Genomic DNA, 18,531 nt, shown 5'->3' with positions numbered 1-18,531 from the left:
TTTGAAACAATATTGATACAACTTGGCGCATTCTCTGTTAATGTTTCCATATCCATAGCCCAGCTATTTCTGGGGCTTCTTATCATATTCTCGGCAGTAAAGCTGTATAAAACAAGAGATTTCTCTCAGCTGACAACTCTGCATGCGAAATTCTTCATGCTAATGGTAGTTGCAGAACTGACCGCAGCTTTTGCAGGTATCGACCCGAAAAGATCTGTCGGCGAAGTCGCTTCGACATGGACTTATCTCTATCTCTTCACCATCCTCATTCTGCTCGACGGAAACAACCTGAACAGAGTGCTGTATGCATTTTTCTTCGGCAGCATACTCAACGCCATTTCAGGAATTTACGACATATATGTAACGGGTATTGAACGCGCAATCGGCTATTACACCCACGCCCTCACGTACGGAAACGCGGCGGCAGTTGTTTTCATATGCGGTCTGGGACTTCTTATATTCGTCAGGCATCAGCCGAAAAAACTGTATCTTCTTACCATTTCAGCAACTGTGCTGGCGGCATATGCACTTTTTCTATCGGGAAGCCGCGGACCCATGCTTTCCGCCATAGTAACAACGGCAATAATATGCATCTACCAATACAAAATGAAAGCGGTTGCTGCGGTTTCGGCACTAGTGTTTATTGTAGCTGGCGTTATATATTTCAGCCAGCCGCTGCAGGACAAACTTTTTACTGACAGAGGAGGTCCGGTAGGAACTTCGTCCTCTGTGGGAACCCGTATCGTCCTTTGGGAAACCGCTCTTAAAGGTATATCCGAACGCCCAGTATTCGGTTTCGGCAAAGGCAACTTCACCGCATATGCCAAAGAAAATATCAAAGTACCCGTTTTAAGTACCGCACACGCTCACAATTCATATCTTCATTATGCTTTTTCAAACGGTCTGGTGGGTCTCGCTCTTCTGTTCGGCTTCATAATCAGCCTTTTCAGATATATGTATCTGCGCTCTAAAGAATATCCTCCTGCCAAAGCAGCTATATTTATCTTCATTGCCTTCCTTCTGGAAGGACTCACTGAAAACAACTTCGGTGATTCCGAAGTGGTGATGCTCACCACACTCCTGCTTGCCGCCCTCACGGCTCCCGCCAGACATTATAAAAACCTTTGACAAACGCTTTTTTTGCGTATAACCTAACAAAACTTATCCAGAGTAGCGGAGGGAAAGGGCCCTGTGAAGCTACAGCAGCCGGTCGGCATAATAAGCCGATGTCTGGTGCTAATTCCTGCCGATGAAGGAAAGATAAGCATATATGTATAACAAGCATAAGCCTCTTTCCCATACGGGAACAGAGGCTTTTTTGATATCCGGAGGAAACATGAGCAAGCAGAGATTTGAGACAATCGCAATCCACGGGGGTTACAGACCCGACGAAAAAACAGGTGCCACACAGGTTCCGATTTACTATTCAAACGCATACGAATTCAAAGACGCACAGCACGCGGCAGACCTTTTCGACCTGAACGTCGGCGGGCACATCTACACACGTCTTTCAAACCCCACGGTGGAAATTCTTGAAAACCGTATAGCTATGCTTGAAGGCGGTTCAGCCGCAGTTGCTGCTTCAGCCGGACAGTTCGCAACATACATGGTCATAACAGCACTTGCCGAGCATGGCGACAATATAGTTGCCTCCGCAAAGCTCTACGGCGGAACATACAACCTGTTCACCCAGACTTTCCGTAAACTCGGAATCGAAATACGCATGGTGGATCAGGACGATGTAAACGCTTTCGATGCGGCTGTGGATGCAAAAACAAAAGGTATCTACATCGAATCCGTCAGCAACCCAGGAAGCGATATTCCCGACATAGAAAAAATAGCCGAAGTTGCACAGAAACACAGAGTTCCGCTCATCGTGGACAACACATACACCACGCCTTATCTTTTCAGACCGCTTGAACACGGCGCAAATATCGTTCTGCACTCCATGACAAAGTTCATAGGCGGGCATGGCGCTGCCATGGGCGGTATAGCTGTTGACGGCGGAAACTTCGACTGGTTCGCCAGCGGCAGATTCCCCGCTTTCACAGAACCAGATCCCAGCTACCACGGCACAGTATACGCCGAAAAATTCGGCAATATGGCACTCGCCGTAAAAATGCGCGCACAGGTACTTCGCGACGTTGGCGGATGTCTCTCCCCCATGAACGCATTTATGATAATGAACGGACTTGAAACCCTGCACCTGCGCATGCCGCGCCACTGCGAAAACGCAAAAAGGCTTGCAGGCTGGCTTCTCAGCAACGATAAGGTTGCATGGGTGAACTACCCCGACCTTGCGGATAACAGAAACTATCAGGCTGTAAAAAAATATATGCCGAAAGGTTCCGGCGCAATGATGTCATTCGGACTGAAAGGCGGACTGGAAGCTGGCAGAAACTTCATTGAAAACGTGAAGATAGCAATCCACGCAACAAACCTCGGCGACGCAAGAACCATCGTTACACATCCTGCAAGCACAACGCACCGTCAGCTTTCCACAGAGCAGAGGGTGAAAGCGGGAATACCGGACGAACTTATCCGCGTTGCAGTGGGAATTGAAAACATTGACGATATTATCGAAGACTTTGAACAGGCTATGAAGGCGGTTAAATGACAGAAACAGGTTCTGTTGGGGTCGTTAAGACCAAATATTTTACATTTAAAGACGAATTCTTTTTCGAGAGCGGCAGGGTAATCTCATCCGTAACTGTTGCCTACGAAACTTACGGCAAGCTGAATGAGGCGAAGGATAACGCTATTCTCGTGTGCCACGCCCTCACAGGCTCCGCACACGCCGCAGGATACAACCGCGCTGACGAGCAGAGACCCGGTTGGTGGGATTCAATGATAGGACCGGGCAAAGCGTTTGATACTGATAAATATTTCGTTATCTGCACAAACTTTCTCGGTTCCTGCTTCGGCACCACAGGTCCCTCTTCCGTGGATCCGTCCACAGGCAAACGATACGGACTGCGGTTCCCTGTTGTCACCATCCGCGACATGGTGCATCTGCAAAAGAAACTAATTGACCATCTCGGCATAAAACAGCTCTTCTGCGTTGCCGGAGGTTCAATGGGCGGCATGCAGGCTCTTGAATGGGGCGCAACATATCCGGACAGCGTAAAAAGCATCATCCCGATAGCCACAGGTGCATATATTATCCCAATGTCTATCGCATTCAACGCCATTGCAAAGTTCGCCATAATGAAAGATCCCCGCTGGAACGGCGGCGATTATTACGACAGCGAGATACCGGTCGATGGTCTTGCCATCGCACGCATGGCGGGACATATAACTTATCTCTCCGACCCTGCGTTCCACAATAAGTTCGGCAGACGTTATGCCAACTTTGAGGGTATTTACGACTTCAAAGGTATGTTTGAGGTGGAGAACTACCTCAGATACAACGGATATAAGTTCACGGAAACGTTCGACGCGAACACATATCTTTATGTGCTGAAGACAATGGACATCTTCGACCTGTCATACGGCAGGGGCAATCTTGAGGAGGCGCTTTCACTTATCAAGGCGAAATCACTCTTCATGACTTTCACATCAGACTTTCTGTTCCCTTCGTATCAGACCGAAGAGATTGTGGGCATACTGAAAGGACAAGGCAAGGACACAAGCTGGGAGAACATCACATCCGACTACGGTCACGACGCGTTCCTACTTGAATTCGAGGTTCAGACACAGCTGATAAACGATTTCCTGAAAAGGGTCTGAAATGGGTTTTGACTCCAGTGCGGCAAACTATCTGAACAGCAGCGATCACCGCACGGGTTCCGATCTGGAATACCTCGCGGAAAAGCTTGCCGATATCAGATTCGGTCGTGTACTGGATGTCGCCTGTGCCGCCGGACATTTTGCAAATTTCCTTTCCGCCAATATCAAGATAGTTACAGATATCAGCTTCAACATGCTCAAAAAAGCCGACGAGGCTTTCGGACTTTCTTTAGGAGCTATGTCGGCGGCGGAATTTCTGCCGTTTCAAAACGAAGCATTCGACGTGGTGGGCTGCCGAATAGCAATGCATCATTTCAAAAACCCCTGCATGTTCATTGGCGAGGCATTCCGAGTTCTGAAACAGGGCGGCATGTTTATATTGATTGATTCAGTTGTAAACGAAGACGACGAATACCTGAATCGGATAGAGCTTATGCGCGATGATACCCATATAAAAAGCCATCCGGTGGAAAACATAATCGCCATGGCGGAATGTGAGTGTTTCGAGACAAAAGAGACAGTCATTCTTCATAAACGACACGACTTCAAGGAATGGGCAAACAGACTTCAACCTTCGGAAGAGCTTTTCGCCAGAATTGAAACAGCGTTCCTTGAGCTTCCCGACGAATACAAACTGCGGTATCACATCGAAACAGAAAACGGGCGAATGAAAACATACACCGACAAAAAAGGATTATTTATTTTCCAAAAGCCTTGACTTACCCGCCTCAGATGTTTACTGTAGCGGTTCCTACTGGTAAAATATATATAATGAAACGTTTTAAGTTTAAAAAATTGACACTGCCTGTAATCGGCAGATGGTTCATACTCGGTTCTGTTGTGGGCATTGTGGCTGGTCTCGCCTCGATAGCTCTCTTCTTTATGATACAGATTTGCGAGTATTATTTTCTTGATGTCGCCGTTGGCTGGCCCGTTGGGGAAACATCCGGCGAACCTTCGCTTTTCGGACACTCAGGAAAAGAGTTCAACAGATGGCTTCTGCTCATTGTTCCGGCGCTCGGCGGTCTGGTCAGTGGAATAATAGTATATCTCTTCGCACCCGAAGCCCAGGGGGCGGGAACAAACACAGCAATTGAAGCAATACACCAGAAGCGGGGCAACATCCGCTGGCAGGTACCTATTGTTAAAATATTCGCAAGCGCCATAACCATCGGCACAGGCGGTTCAGGCGGTCGCGAGGGTCCCATATCCCACATAGGCGCAGGTTTCGCGTCTTTCCTCAGCAATCTTTTAAGCCTTACTGACAGAGAAAAAAGAATACTGACAGCAGCAGGAATGGGTGCAGGAGTGGGTGCAATTTTCCGTTCACCCCTCGCAGGTGCAATTTTTGCCGCCGAAGTGCTTTATTCATCGTCCGATATGGAATATGAAGCGCTTCTGCCCTCCGCAATAACTTCAATCATAGCATATTCCGTATTTTGCAGTGTTTTCGGCTGGGAACCGCTGTTTGCGGCTCACGATTTCGTGTTCAGAAATCCGGCGGAACTGATAGGTTACACTATTCTCGGCTTCACATGCGCTCTGTTCGGCTGGTTCTTTGTTAAGGTGTACAAACGATCCGCCGACTTATTCAGAAGAATACCTGTTAAACCATACATAAAGCCTATGATAGGCGGTTTCCTCACCGGATGTATCGCAGTTGCAATTCCTCAGGTGCTTTCCGGCGGCTACGCACAGATTGACCATGCGATGTCCAATAACCTCGGACTGCTCTTTCTTGTGCTGTTCATTTTCGCAAAGATATTCGCAACATCGTTCACCATAGGCTCCGGCGGCTCTGCCGGTTCATTCGGTCCGTCAATGGTAATCGGTGCCTGTGTCGGCGGCATGGTCGGCGTCACTCTGAACGAGTTTTTTCCGGCTATTGCGCCAGAACCGGGAGCTTTTGCCGTTGTGGGCATGGCAGGATTTTTCTGCGGTATTGCAAATACCCCCCTTTCGTCCATAATAATGGTAAGTGAGATGACGGGGAATTACCACCTGCTGGTTCCTTCAATGTGGGTAACGACCCTTTCGTTCCTCCTGCTTCGCAAGACAAATCTTTACTATAATCAGGTGCCTCAAAGGAGCGATTCACCAGCACACAAGGGCGAGTTCTTCCTTCAGGTTCTTCAGGATATCAAGGTCAAAAACATCATGCGTCCCGACCCCATAACCATACCGGAGACCATGAAGTTCAGCGATGTTGTCCATTTTATATCTAAAACAAAGCACAACAATTTCCCCGTTCTTAAAGAGGACGGCACTTTTGTTGGCATACTTCTTTTCGAGGAACTGCGCGAATTCGTTTTTGACGAAGGGCTTGAAGATATAGTCGTTGCAGGCGAAGTCTGCGACAAGGATCTTCCCTATGTTTTCCCTGAAACAACTCTGGCAGACGCAATAGACAGTATAGGGTTCAAAAACGTTGAGCTCCTGCCTGTTTTCGATCCTGCAGACAATCAGAAACTTCTGGGAATAATCACCCGCAGAGATATTATAACGACTTATAACAAGATGATCCGCCGCAGGCAGCTCGCCGAGCGCGAGAAAGACGACTTTTAAATTCATTCAAAATGACCTCCTGTCATTTCAGATCAACGGCTCTTCTCTGGGGCTTTATAAGAGTATATAAATGACTTTCTGCCGAACAATTAAAATTTTCACTTCTTTTTTCTAAAGTTATGTCTTAATATGACGATACAATAGAAGCACGGATGCGTAATTTCACACAAGGATGTTCCAACAGGTGCGTCCATGTCCAGAGTTATAGGCGGTTCCGCCTCAAACGAAGCATACACGCGTATGCTGGAAGAACAAAGACAAAAAAATACTGAAAAAATATATCAGGATTATCACCAGAGTGAACGCATACGCTCTTATAACGACGACGCCACTTACCGTCAGGTAACACGGACGGATTCTGTCGAAAGCCAGCAGCAGGACAATTCGCGCAAAGAGAGAAGATTCGGAGAGCCCGGGTATAATCTCGATGTATACGCGTAGCGAAGACTACTTATTTTATTGTACATAAACCCGCCATGTGCTATCATTACGGCGGAGACACAATGTACAGATATTTTCTGATATCCTTTATTTCAACTGCCCTTTTTCTGGCAGGCTGCAGCAAAGAAACAGACAGGACAACTGTAGGTTTTATGAATACCCTTTCAGGCAGATATTCTGAAATGGGGCAGGACACCATAAAAGGAGTTATGCTCGCGCTTTCAGATTCCGGAATGGAGGACAAGATAAATCTTGATATTCAGGACGATTCCGGGATCCCTGCTGAGGGAGTCGCCGCTCTTTCGCGTCTTTCCGACAAAGGCGTAAAATATGTGATAGGTCCGGGACTCAGCAACATTGCACAGGCAACTGTACCTCTTTTGAAAAGCCGCGGCATGTATATGCTCAGCCCGACGGTAAGCACTTCCGAGCTGGCAGGCAAACATGACAACTTCGTAAGAATAATACCCCACAACAGCAAAAAACAGGCACAGCAGATAACAAAATACATCGTTCACAAGCTTAACGTCAGAAACACCGTCATATTGTATGACAACAGAAACAGTCCTTATTCCACCGACATAGTACGAAGTGTCACTTCTTCGTTCATGGAGCAGGGATGCAACGTTAAAGACATCCGTGCATTTAATCCGGAATCCGGCGAAAGTATGCATCGGCTGATTGAAAAAGACAGGCAGAATCCGCCCGACATGTACTACATAGTGGGTTCTCCGCTGGATACTGCGCTTATCATATGGCAGATAAAAAAAGCAGACTACAGTTCAAAAATTGCGATACGTGCATGGGCTGCGGGCAATGAATTCATGAGATTCGGAGGCAAAGCAGTTGAAGGAGTATACCTTTTCGACTACTACGTTGACAAAAAATCCAACGAATACTCAGAATTCCGCAAAAGATACATGGCAAGGTTCAAGGAAGAGCCTTCGTGGATGAGCGTTAACGGGTATGAGACGGGACAGATAATGTTCCACTCGCTTAAAGATGTAAAAAACGGAAAAAAATTCTGCGAATCAATCATTCAGAATGCCGGAGAAATCAGTCTTTTAAAGGGTCTCAAAATTGACAGCTTCGGAGATGCGCAGCTTCCGCTGAGCGCATTCATAATTAAAAACGGCATTGTTGAAAAGCTGGAGGGAACGGAATGAAACGGAACCCGACGCTCAGCAGGATGTTTGTGGTATCATTTTTACTGTTCCTCATGCTTCCGCTTGCTGCCGTCGTCACCGTTTTCCTTGTCAGCTCATACGCCTCTCAGGATGAAAATGTCAAAAACAGACTCAGCATTGTTGCCACATCGCTCAGCGACAGAATAAACGACAGACTGGACAACCCGTACAGATTTCTTGAATCTGTCGCGGAAATGGCTGGGAAATACGGGCAGACTGATGAGCATCTGGATACGATGCTCTCTTCGGGCATAAAAAGCTTTAAGATATTTGAAGCTATATATATTCTTGACCGTGAAGGCAGAATATCGCTTTTCGATTCATCTTATTACAAAAGTTATGACCGGAGCGATTTCATCGGCATCCCACTGCCGGAGATATCCTATAAAACCGGTGTGGACAATAAATGGAGCCGTGCAGTCACATCCCCCCTGTCCAACAATATGGTTGTAAGAGCCATGGTGGCTTTCGACAACGGTTATGTCGTCGGAGACATAAGTACGGAATTCATAAGTGAAATGCTTGCGGAATCCGTACAGGACAACAGCACCCAAATAACAATAACCGGAGCAGACGGTCAGGTGATAGCATCGTCTGTAAGAAATATGACCGGCAACCTGTCAAAACACCCGCTGATGACGCTTGCAGGAAGTTTTGAACCAACTATGCTCAATTATCACTTCGGAAAGGATGAACGTGTCGGAACCATAAAAACCGTCCGCACTCCCGGCTGGTTCCTCCTTTACGAACAAACCGCATCGTCAGCATACGTCTACTTCACACAGATACTGCTGATGAACGTCGGTTCCGCCGCAGTTCTCATAGGATTTTCCCTGTTTATTCTGTTCTTCATACGCGCAAAAGTCATAGTCCCCATGCGTCTGCTCACGGAGCGAAGCGAAATGATCGCGCAGGGAACCTTTTTGCAGTTCAGAGATTCTGAAAAAGGGGTGTTCAAAGAGCTGAGGACACTTTACGACAGCTTTGAAAAGATGATGATAACCATCAACAGGCGGGAAAAGGAGCTTAAAGACAAAGAGGAATATCTTCGTTCGGTCTTCGATTCCACAACGACAACAGGTATTCTCATCATATCCACCGACGCGGAACCTATAATTATGGATGCAAACGTCGGCGCACAGATAATTTTCGGGTATAAACTCTCGGAAATGCTCGGACTTCCTCCGGCGGGACTGATAAAAGCGCTGGGAAATGAGCTTGCGGATATGTGCAGTGAAAGCCGAAGAACAGACGCAATGGTAACAAAGCAGCTTGAGATGGTCAAAAAGAACGGAATGCTTTTCCCTGTTCTATGCTCCGTTTATCCTCTGTTCGGCTCAAACGGAAACATCATGGGCTTCATATGCGTCTGCATCGATATAACAGAGATAACCCGTGTGCAAAACGAGCTTGAAAGTGAAAAGGAGCGTCTGGACGTCACCTTGAGAAGTATCGGCGAAGGCGTTGTGGCAGCAGACAAGTTCGGTCGTATAACCCTTGTGAACAGCAGTGCCGAAAACATACTCGGGCAGAAATACAGATTCATCCTCGGACACAACATAAACGAGGTCATACAGGTGTATGACTACGAAACCGGAAAATCTCTCAGCGAGAGGATAACCGATCTTTCACCGAAATCAAACCGCACATTCCGCGCCAATATGGTAACTAAAGACGCCGGAGTTATCACCGTTTTCATAACATCTTCCGCCATGACAAACAACAAAGGCGAAATAATCGGTTCGGTCTACGTTTTCAGAGACATTACAGACCGCATGAAGATGGAGCAGGAACTGATAAACCGTAAAAAGATGCTTGAGGACATAAACAGAAGCCTCGAAAAGCGTGTCCAGGTTGAAACGGAGAAACGAAGAAAGAACGAACAGATGCTGTTTGAACAGGCGAAATTCGCCGCAATGGGGCAGATGATAAGCGCCATAGCGCACCAGTGGAGACAGCCTCTGAACGCCCTTGCCCTGTATGTGCAGGACATCGAAGATGCATACGAAACGGGCGAAGTCGATAAGCTTTATCTCATGAACTTCTCTTCAAACGCAATGAGGCTGATAGACCACATGTCCGCCACAATAGACGATTTCCGCAACTTCTTCCACTCCGCAAACTCAACTGAGAGGGTGGACATTCCATCCGTAATCCTTGAGTCTATGTCTCTGGTAACGACCCAGTTCAGAAGCCAGATGATAAACTATAAAGTGATCATACGCGACAACGGGAAAGAACAGATATTTGAAAACAAACTTCCTGATATCTACGAACCTATAAACGACATAAAGCTGACCATCTTCTCAAGCGAACTTAAGCAGGTTATGCTGAATATCTATCAGAATGCGCGTGACGCAATAATCGAATACAGAAAAGAAACAGGCGAAAAGATAGGCAATATAATCACTACCTTAACCTTTAAGTCGGACAGACTTAAAATTGAGATAGAGAATGACGGCGGGAATATACCTGAAGAAACTCTCGGGCGCATATTTGACCCGTATTTCACCACAAAGGCAGAGGGCGAGGGAACGGGAATAGGGCTTTACATGTCAAAAATCATCATAGAAGACCATATGGACGGACTTCTTGTGGCACAAAACACAAAAAACGGAGCACTCTTCTCCATAACACTCACTTACGATAATAAATGATCACCACTGCTTGTATTATAACAATAATTATGATAACTTCATAACATACGGATAAGAAAGGCAGATTATGGGACTGATATATATTGACGACTTAAAGCCGGGTATGAAGCTGGAACATGATCTAATATGTCCTAACGGTCGTTTTCTCCTCAGTTCCGGCTCAATACTGGAAGATAAACACATTCGGATAGCCCGCTCATGGGGAATCACCGAAGCACATGTTGTCGGTCTTGACAGGGAAACGCTGAATCTGGAAGCACAGGCAGGATTCAGTGAAGAGACCATAACTGCGGTTGATACCTATATGGAACAGCTTTACAGGTATGCAGACACAACTGTTCCGGCAATGGGCGAGATACACAGAATAAACAAACTGATCCTATGCCGTCTTGTGGAGGCAAAAGGAACGGAAGCCCTGCCGAAACCTCCGTCAATCATGGAATCAATGCTGCCGAAAAATTTTGTAAAAGGCGCCGTCACAGCTGACTCCATTGTGGAAAAAGAGGTCGGGCTGGCATCTTTTCCCGACGTTTACTACAAGATAAAAGACGTCCTTTCAAACCCGACCAGCTCCGCATCTCACATGGCGGACGTGGTTGAAAAAGATACAAGCCTCTCCGCAAAACTTCTTAAAATAGTCAACAGCGCATTTTACAGCTTTCCCTCACGCATAGATTCGATCCGCCGTGCTATCACCATCATAGGCACCAAAGAACTCGGAACCCTCGCGGTCGGCATATCCGCCATTGAAGCCTTCAAAGGCATCCCGATGGAATTCACCAATATGAGAAAGTTCTGGCGGCACTCCATAGCATGCGGGGTTTTCGCAAGACTTCTGGGAACCCACATCGACGAAGTATCCACAGAACGCCTTTTCGTATCAGGACTTATGCACGACATAGGCAGACTGGTGATATTCCGCACACTGCCGGAAGAATCCGCATACACTCTTTTTCTCTCTTACAAACTGCATAAACCTCTGGCAGACATCGAATATGAGGTGCTTGGATTCGACCACGCTGACGTTGGCGGAGCGCTTCTTGAAAAATGGAAATTTCCTGCCCAGCTGGTGAAAAACGTCCGTTTCCACCACTGCCTTAAAAACATTCATGTCGAAGCATCCATAACCTCCGCCGCAGACTGCATGGCGATAGCCTTCGGTTCTCCGGTAACAAGCTCCTACATTGTGCCTTCCATACCGAAAGACGTATGGGATGCTCTCGGTATTTCAACATCTGTCATAACAAACGTTGTAACACAATCCGAGCGTCAGATCGACGAGATCGAAGACGCTTTTTTCGGGTGACATATGACTGAAAAAGATCATATGGAATATATAGAAGCAAAAGCCGAATACCTGCAAAACGAAAAGAACACCACAATAAAGGTTCTTGAAGCAATATGCTCCGCCCGCAATCTGAACACCAGCCTTAACAAGCTCGACAATTACGAAGTTATCCTTGAAAACGCTTTTAACAAACTTCTGGCTCTTGTAAGACTTAAAAACGGCGGATTTTTCCTTGTGGACGAACACTCAAGCAACTTTACCCCAACCCGCTTCTTTCCAGAAGAGGACAAGGAACTGCTGCTGGCGGAAACTGATAAGCTGATCATCGACGGAACCTTCGCCATGGCTGTAAAGTCAGGCAAGACCACTATAATAAAGAGCAAAACTCTCAACTCCCATATTCTGCTTCACTCTGTTTCCACCATCTCCCGCACAAGGGGGCTTTTCATCGGGCAGCTTAACACCCCGAAAGAGGAGATACCCGACGCTGTTTTTTACCTTATCACCATTCTTATGAATGAAACCGCCCATCAGCTTGAGAGCTTTGAGCTTTACAACCGGAACAAAGAGACAAACAGAATGCTTTCAGAAAGTGTTAAAAAGCTGGAGGGTTCCGAACAGCAGCTGAAAAACTTCAACGAAAAACTGGAGGCGGAAGTATACAACCGCACAAAAGAGCTTAAAGCCACCAATGACCTTCTTGAAAACGAGATAAGCGAGCGCAAAAAGATAGAAAAACTGCTCGTTCAGCAGAAAAAAGCGTTACAGGAACTCAACGAAACCCTTGAGAACAGGGTTGTCATTGAAACCGAAAACCGCAGAAAGAGTGAACGCATACTCCACGAACAGAGCAAGCTGGCCGCAATGGGGCAGATGATGAAAGCCGTGTCACACCAGTGGCGTCAACCGCTGAACGCCCTCGGCATGATAATTCAGGACATGGTGGACGAACACGACGAAAAGGGGATATCCGGTGAATATCTTCAGGACAGCGTGAACAAATGCCTTAAGCTGGTGATGCACATGTCCTCCACCATAGACGATTTCAGCACGCTGGTGCGAAGTGATTCGGAAAAGGACAGCTTTAACCTCGCCACAGCCATTCAGGAAGTTATCTCACTGGTCGAGGTGCAGTATAACAGGCTGGGCATATTCCTCGAATCCGAGATATCTGGAGAATGCAGCCAATACGGAAATCTGCCGCGTGTATTGGTGCGCGGAGACAGCGGCATGTTTAAACAGATAATTATGAATCTGCTTGCAAACTCAAAAGACGCGATACTCCCCAGACTGGAAAGCGGCAGATCCGAAAAAGGACTTATAAGAATATCTCTTAAATGCGATGAACAAAAAGCCGTAGTTGACATTGAAGACAACGGCGGCGGCATCCCTGAAGACATAATCGACAGAGTGTTTGAACCCTATTTCACCACAAAAATGCATGATAAAGGCACAGGAATCGGGCTTTATATCTCCCGTCTGGTGGTTCAGGAACACATGCATGGGGAAATAACAGCCGGAAACAGCATCAACGGCGCTGTTCTCACACTGCACATACCTATCTCCTCCTGAAATAAGGAGTACCATATGTCCGACAGGTTCAAACTGGCAGTGGTCTCCTGCGATCCGCAGGGACTCATAGGCGGCAGTCAGGTACCATTTGACCTGTTTCCGCCAAAAAATATCAGCAGGATACACCCCGCACAATATGACCTTGTCCTCATAGACGCCCGTCCGGGGCATGAAGTCCCCGCATCGGATGGAATTTCAAAACACCTAGCAGGCACAAACATAATGTTTCTGTCAGAAACATTTGATATCCAAAAACAACTGCGTGAAAAAGAGCTTGCCCTGCGCAAGATACTCGACGCATCGCAGGATATCGTCATCATGCTGGATAAAAAAGCGAATATTCTGGACTGTAACACCCGTTTCCTCATCGAGATGGAAAAGGACAGAAGCAAAACAACGGGGTTCTGTCTCTGGGATATCCTGCGCAAACAGGACATCGGGATCCTTAAAGCTGAATTTGACAAAGCCGTCAGCAGCAGGCGCACGGCACACACAGAGGCAAAACTTTTCGGCGGTATATACGAGACCGGAGTCATTCCCATAATAGAGGATGAAGAAATATCCAGTCTTGTGCTCTTCGCACGGGATGTCACAGCTAAGCGCCAGACTGAAATGTTCGCAGCCATAAACGAAAAGCGCAACCGCTCACTTGCCGTTCTCGGACAGATGTACGAGGCGGAATTTGAGGACATTCTCGACTATGCACTGGACAGTGCGGTTGAACAGACGGAAAGCAAAGAAGCCTCAATCAGCATTATGGACAAAAAAGCCGGCAAACTGCGCCTCGTCGTCGCTCTCACGGGCAAAGGCAAAACAGTGTATTCTGCGCAACAGCCTGTGTTTGTCAGAAACTCAGACATTGAGGGACTTGAAGAGGTTCTGAAATATAACGAACCATACATAGTTACAGACGGAATAAACACAATGGTCGTTCCGCTGATGGCACAGGGCGGCGTGAGCCTCATCCTTTCGCTCAGCGGAAAACAGACGCCATATAACCTGAATGAGGCAATAGGTCTTGTACACTTCTTGGAAAGCGTCTGGAGACTTAAAGAGAGAAAAGAGACGGAAGAGGAGATCAGCCGTCTTAATGCGGAGCTTGAAAAAAAGGTGGAGGAGCGCACATCGCAGCTTCGCACCAGCGAAAACAGATTCCGCGTGGCTTTTGAATCGTCTGCAAACGGCATGGCTATAATTTCCCTTACGGGAGAGCTGATACAGGTCAACCGCGCAATGGCTTCAATGCTCGGCTACACTCAGAGCGAAATGAACGGCAGACTGTTCACCGACTTTCTGCACTCCGACTACACAGAAAACGCAATGGCTCTTATGCACGAACTAATAAGCGGCAAAAAAAGCCATTACTCTGTCGTCAAAAAATATTTACACAAGGACGGCAGGCTTATAATAGTGTCCGTCAGCGCGGCGCTGGCTTACGGAGACAACGACGTTCCGCTTTATCTCATTGCCCAGCTTGTGGATATAACCGATGCAGAACGCACAAAAACAGAGCGCGACAGGATATTTGAACACAGCAGGGACATAATCTGTATTGCGGATTTCAACGGCAGCTTCCGTTATGTCAACAGAGCCTTTGAAGATCTGATAGGAATCCCTGCGGAACGTATCACCGGACGGAAGTTCCTCGACGTCTTTTCACGTGAAGAAGCCGGAAAAGCCTCAGGATTCATATCAAGACTGGTAAACGGTGAGAATCTTTCAGACTATGAAAGCAAACACGTCTCCGCCGGAAATGAACCGATCTGGCTGTCGTGGTACGCCACTGCCGACAGAGAGAACAGGCTCATATACGCCATCGCAAGAAACATCACCGACAGAAAGAAATATGAGGACGCGCTTAAACTGTCAAAAGACAAAGCGGAAAAAGCCGACATGGCAAAGAGCGAGTTCCTCGCAAACATGAGCCATGAGATACGCACTCCGCTGAACGCAGTTATAGGTTTCAGTGAACTTCTGGAAGCCCGCGTTAAGGACGATAAAGCAAGATCGTATATAAAATCCATCAAAACCAGCGGGCGCGCGCTGCTCAACCTTATCAACGACATACTCGATATATCAAAACTGGAGGCTCATGCGGCGCGCATAAGCACCTCTCCTGCGAGCATAAGGCTGATAGTCAACGATACCGTAAGCATCTTCTCCCTGAAATCGGTGACAAAAGGTGTGACCATCACCAGCAGCGTGGACAAAAAGGTTCCCAGTGCCCTCATAATTGACGCTGCGAGGATACGTCAGGTGCTGCTGAACCTTGTGGGCAACGCAGTCAAGTTTACCGAAAAAGGATTTGTTAACATCAGTGTTACCTGTTCACCGGTTAAAGATGGCAGAACCAACCTGCGGATAGTTGTTACCGATTCGGGCATAGGCATACCGTCGGAGGATTTCAAGACCATTTTCGAACCTTTCCGCCAGCGCAACGACCACAACATCAACCGTTACGGAGGTACGGGACTTGGGCTTTCCATATCGCTGAAACTTGCACAGATGATGGGCGGCACCATATCTGTTGCCAGCGAAGTCGGAAAAGGTTCCAGCTTCACAGTAGATCTGCCCGGCATACCGACGGTACAATACGCATTAACTGAGCAGAAAGACATCCCCGACATAACTTTTAAACCCGCAAGGATTCTCATAGTGGACGATGACGAGATGAGCAGAAACATACTGCGGGAAATGTACGAAAGATGCGGCATAACTGTTCTTGAAGCGCAGAACGGCAACGCGGCGACACTCATAGCGGAAGAGATAGTCCCGTCACTGATAATTATGGATATCAGAATGCCTGACATGGACGGATTTGAAACGGCAAAACGTCTGAAAAACAGCTCCATAACAAAGAAAATACCCATGATAGCCCTGACAGCGGCGCATGAAGAGACAAACAGAGACGGAATTTTTAATGAATTTCTTATGAAGCCTGCGGATTTTACCCATCTTATGCAGGTTTCTGCAAAATACCTGCCCATTGAGGCGGGGAAAATCGTAAAAGAGAAACCTTCACACGATGCGGGATCTGTGGATATGGTCGGGGAACTGTTTGCTCACAAAGGGGAAACACAGGAGATCATTGACAGTTTCAGCAAAAACGTAGCAGTTGTTGACCTTGAGTTTGCACAAAAAATATCACAAATGCTCTTTTCGGCAGGGCAAAAACTGCATAATGACGCTATAATGGAATTGTCGAAACATCTGAGATACTGTATAGATAATATGGAAATCGGCAAAATCAAAAAGCTTTTCAGGCAAATACACGAAAGGACGAAAGAGAATTAATGAGCGCTGAAACACAATACAACAAAACGCTCGTACTGATTGTGGACGACAACCCGCAGAATCTGAAAGTATTGGGCAACATTTTAAGAGAGAATACAACCTACGGGCTGGCGTTTGCCATGAACGGATTTGAAGCGCTTGAATTTATAAGTGCGAAAAAGCCGGATATGGTACTTCTGGATGTCATGATGCCGGACATGGACGGATATGAGGTGTGCAGACAGCTCAAAAAAGACCCTGCCACCGAGAACATTCCCGTAATCTTCATAACCGCAAAGACTGAAGCGGAAGACGCTGTGATGGGGTTTGAAGCGGGCGGCGTGGACTATATATCAAAACCATTCCACGAACAGGAACTTCTGATGCGTATCCGTACGCACCTCGACCTGAAACTTTCCAGAGACATGCTTGAGGACAAGAACAAAGAACTCCAGCAGGCATACGAAACCATAGAAAAACTCGCGCTCACAGACTCGCTGACGGGGCTTGCCAACCGCAGAAGCATAATGAATCTGATGCTTATAGAGGTTTCGCGATGCGACCGCAACGGCGGATATTTTTCACTGATAATGTGCGACATAGACTTTTTTAAGAAGGTGAACGACACCTACGGACACGATGCAGGCGACTATGTTCTCAAAACCATTTCAGATATAATGCGCACAAACCTGCGGCAGCAGGATGTCATTTCACGCTGGGGCGGTGAGGAATTTCTGATAATGTTGCCTCAGACAGATCTTGATAAAGCTGTGGCAGTGGCGGAAAAACTGCGTGAAGCTGTCAAAAGCGCTGTGATGTCCTTTGCAGGTGAACATTTCAGCGTAACCATGACGTTCGGGGTGTCCCGTTTCGACAAAGGAAGCGGCATCGAACACAGCATAAAAAAAGCCGACGACGCCCTATACACAGGCAAACAGACCGGACGCAACAAAGTAGTAATGGCTGAATAAGTTTCTATGACAGAAAAGAAAGCAAGGCAAAAGTTATATAAAAAGGTTTTTGAAGCTGAATCCGAAGCGCAAAAAACATCCGAGAGGGTTTCGCACGATGAGGTAATGGCTATGATCCGATCAATAGTCAGTAACGAACAGGATTCCGTCTCTGCGAGGAAACCGAAGGTTGACGAAGCAGTCTAAATCTAACTTCTCTTGATAATTCATTAATCTCCTGATATTTTTCTTTATGCACAAAACGATACTTTTAATCACAATACTTTTTGTTTGCTTCGGTATCTCGTCAGCCAACGTGGCAACAAAACCTAATAATCAAAATATCACTCAAAACATTCCTCAAAGCAATTCTGTCGCAAACAACAAGATGGAACTTTTGGAAACTAAGATTGATGATCTCGAAAAACATATTGACCGCTATATAAATATCTTTGGTGCTGTATTAGCTATTGCAGGTGTGACAATTGGTATCGCTGGTGTTTTTGCTAGCTATACCGCTAGGTCACTTCAAAAGAGAGCAAGCAAAATAATAGACCAACTTTCAGCAGAATTTAATGAACTATCAGAAAAAAAGAATGGAATTGAAATTGAATTTGAAAAACTAATTACAGGACATAAAGCGAGTAAAGAAAACATTTTATTTGATATCCAAAAAATCCAATATCGTATTGACGAAATACTAAAATCTTTAAATAAATACACTAAAACAACTGACAAAAGATATAGTGGACCCAAGATTTCAGACAGCAGAAAAGTATTTCTAAGTAAATATAGATATGAAATACTAATAGAAATCGGAGGTTCAGATGAGCAGAACGAGGCGGCAGTTTACAGCCGAACAAAAAACA

Annotated in this window: 14 protein-coding genes and 1 riboswitch; all 14 genes read left to right on the top strand. The window is 46.5% G+C overall.

What is annotated here, in order from left to right:
• Nucleotides 1–12 precede the first annotated feature (12 nt).
• Nucleotides 13–1,128, top strand: coding sequence for an O-antigen ligase family protein (locus LRY47_RS05755; protein WP_295223378.1), 1,116 nt, complete (start codon nt 13–15; stop codon nt 1,126–1,128).
• A gap of 30 nt (nt 1,129–1,158) precedes the next feature.
• A riboswitch (SAM riboswitch) is annotated at nt 1,159–1,267 on the top strand.
• Between the two features lie 69 nt (nt 1,268–1,336).
• The gene (locus tag LRY47_RS05750) at nt 1,337–2,617 is read left to right on the top strand and encodes an O-acetylhomoserine aminocarboxypropyltransferase/cysteine synthase family protein (RefSeq protein WP_295223376.1); all 1,281 of its coding nucleotides are present in this window, start codon (nt 1,337–1,339) and stop codon (nt 2,615–2,617) included.
• Complete coding sequence (locus LRY47_RS05745) at nt 2,614–3,729, top strand: homoserine O-acetyltransferase (protein ID WP_295223374.1); 1,116 nt, start codon at nt 2,614–2,616, stop codon at nt 3,727–3,729. Before LRY47_RS05750 ends, LRY47_RS05745 begins: the two co-directional genes overlap by 4 nt.
• 1 nt (nt 3,730) lies before the next feature.
• On the top strand, nt 3,731–4,447 hold the full coding sequence (locus LRY47_RS05740) for a class I SAM-dependent methyltransferase (protein WP_295223373.1): 717 nt from the start codon (nt 3,731–3,733) through the stop codon (nt 4,445–4,447).
• Between the two features lie 53 nt (nt 4,448–4,500).
• Complete coding sequence (locus LRY47_RS05735; protein ID WP_295223372.1) at nt 4,501–6,294, top strand: chloride channel protein; 1,794 nt, start codon at nt 4,501–4,503, stop codon at nt 6,292–6,294.
• A gap of 192 nt (nt 6,295–6,486) precedes the next feature.
• A complete protein-coding gene (locus LRY47_RS05730; protein ID WP_295223371.1) occupies nt 6,487–6,735 on the top strand; it encodes a hypothetical protein in 249 nt (82 codons plus the stop codon).
• A 62-nt stretch (nt 6,736–6,797) separates the two neighbouring features.
• Entirely contained in the window at nt 6,798–7,901 is a 1,104-nt protein-coding gene (locus tag LRY47_RS05725; RefSeq protein ID WP_295223369.1) for an ABC transporter substrate-binding protein, read from the top strand.
• Entirely contained in the window at nt 7,898–10,579 is a 2,682-nt protein-coding gene (locus LRY47_RS05720; RefSeq protein WP_295223368.1) for a PAS domain S-box protein, read from the top strand. Before LRY47_RS05725 ends, LRY47_RS05720 begins: the two co-directional genes overlap by 4 nt.
• A 103-nt stretch (nt 10,580–10,682) precedes the next feature.
• Nucleotides 10,683–11,885: an HDOD domain-containing protein gene (locus tag LRY47_RS05715; protein WP_295223367.1), complete on the top strand. Its 1,203-nt coding sequence runs from the start codon at nt 10,683–10,685 to the stop codon at nt 11,883–11,885.
• A gap of 3 nt (nt 11,886–11,888) precedes the next feature.
• Nucleotides 11,889–13,439 carry a HAMP domain-containing sensor histidine kinase gene (locus LRY47_RS05710; protein ID WP_295223365.1) on the top strand — a complete coding sequence of 517 codons (1,551 nt, stop codon included), beginning with the start codon at nt 11,889–11,891 and terminating at the stop codon, nt 13,437–13,439.
• Nucleotides 13,440–13,454: 15 nt separating this feature from the next.
• The gene (locus LRY47_RS05705; RefSeq protein WP_295223364.1) at nt 13,455–16,733 is read left to right on the top strand and encodes a PAS domain S-box protein; all 3,279 of its coding nucleotides are present in this window, start codon (nt 13,455–13,457) and stop codon (nt 16,731–16,733) included.
• Nucleotides 16,733–17,683 (top strand): diguanylate cyclase, encoded by a 951-nt coding sequence (locus LRY47_RS05700; protein WP_295223363.1) that lies wholly within the window; start codon nt 16,733–16,735, stop codon nt 17,681–17,683. The genes LRY47_RS05705 and LRY47_RS05700 overlap by 1 nt, the downstream gene beginning before the upstream one ends.
• A 6-nt stretch (nt 17,684–17,689) precedes the next feature.
• The gene (locus LRY47_RS05695) at nt 17,690–17,869 is read left to right on the top strand and encodes a hypothetical protein (RefSeq protein ID WP_295223362.1); all 180 of its coding nucleotides are present in this window, start codon (nt 17,690–17,692) and stop codon (nt 17,867–17,869) included.
• Between the two features lie 109 nt (nt 17,870–17,978).
• Nucleotides 17,979–18,531, top strand: a 553-nt coding sequence (locus LRY47_RS05690) for a hypothetical protein (RefSeq protein WP_295223361.1), incomplete at its 3' end; no start/stop codon positions are given.

Origin of the sequence: Seleniivibrio sp. (assembly GCF_021209385.1) — a bacterium.
In the GTDB taxonomy this organism is placed as follows: domain Bacteria; phylum Chrysiogenota; class Deferribacteres; order Deferribacterales; family Geovibrionaceae; genus Seleniivibrio.
Note: the sequence above shows the minus strand (reverse complement) of the source record. Positions and strands in the feature narration are given on the sequence as shown.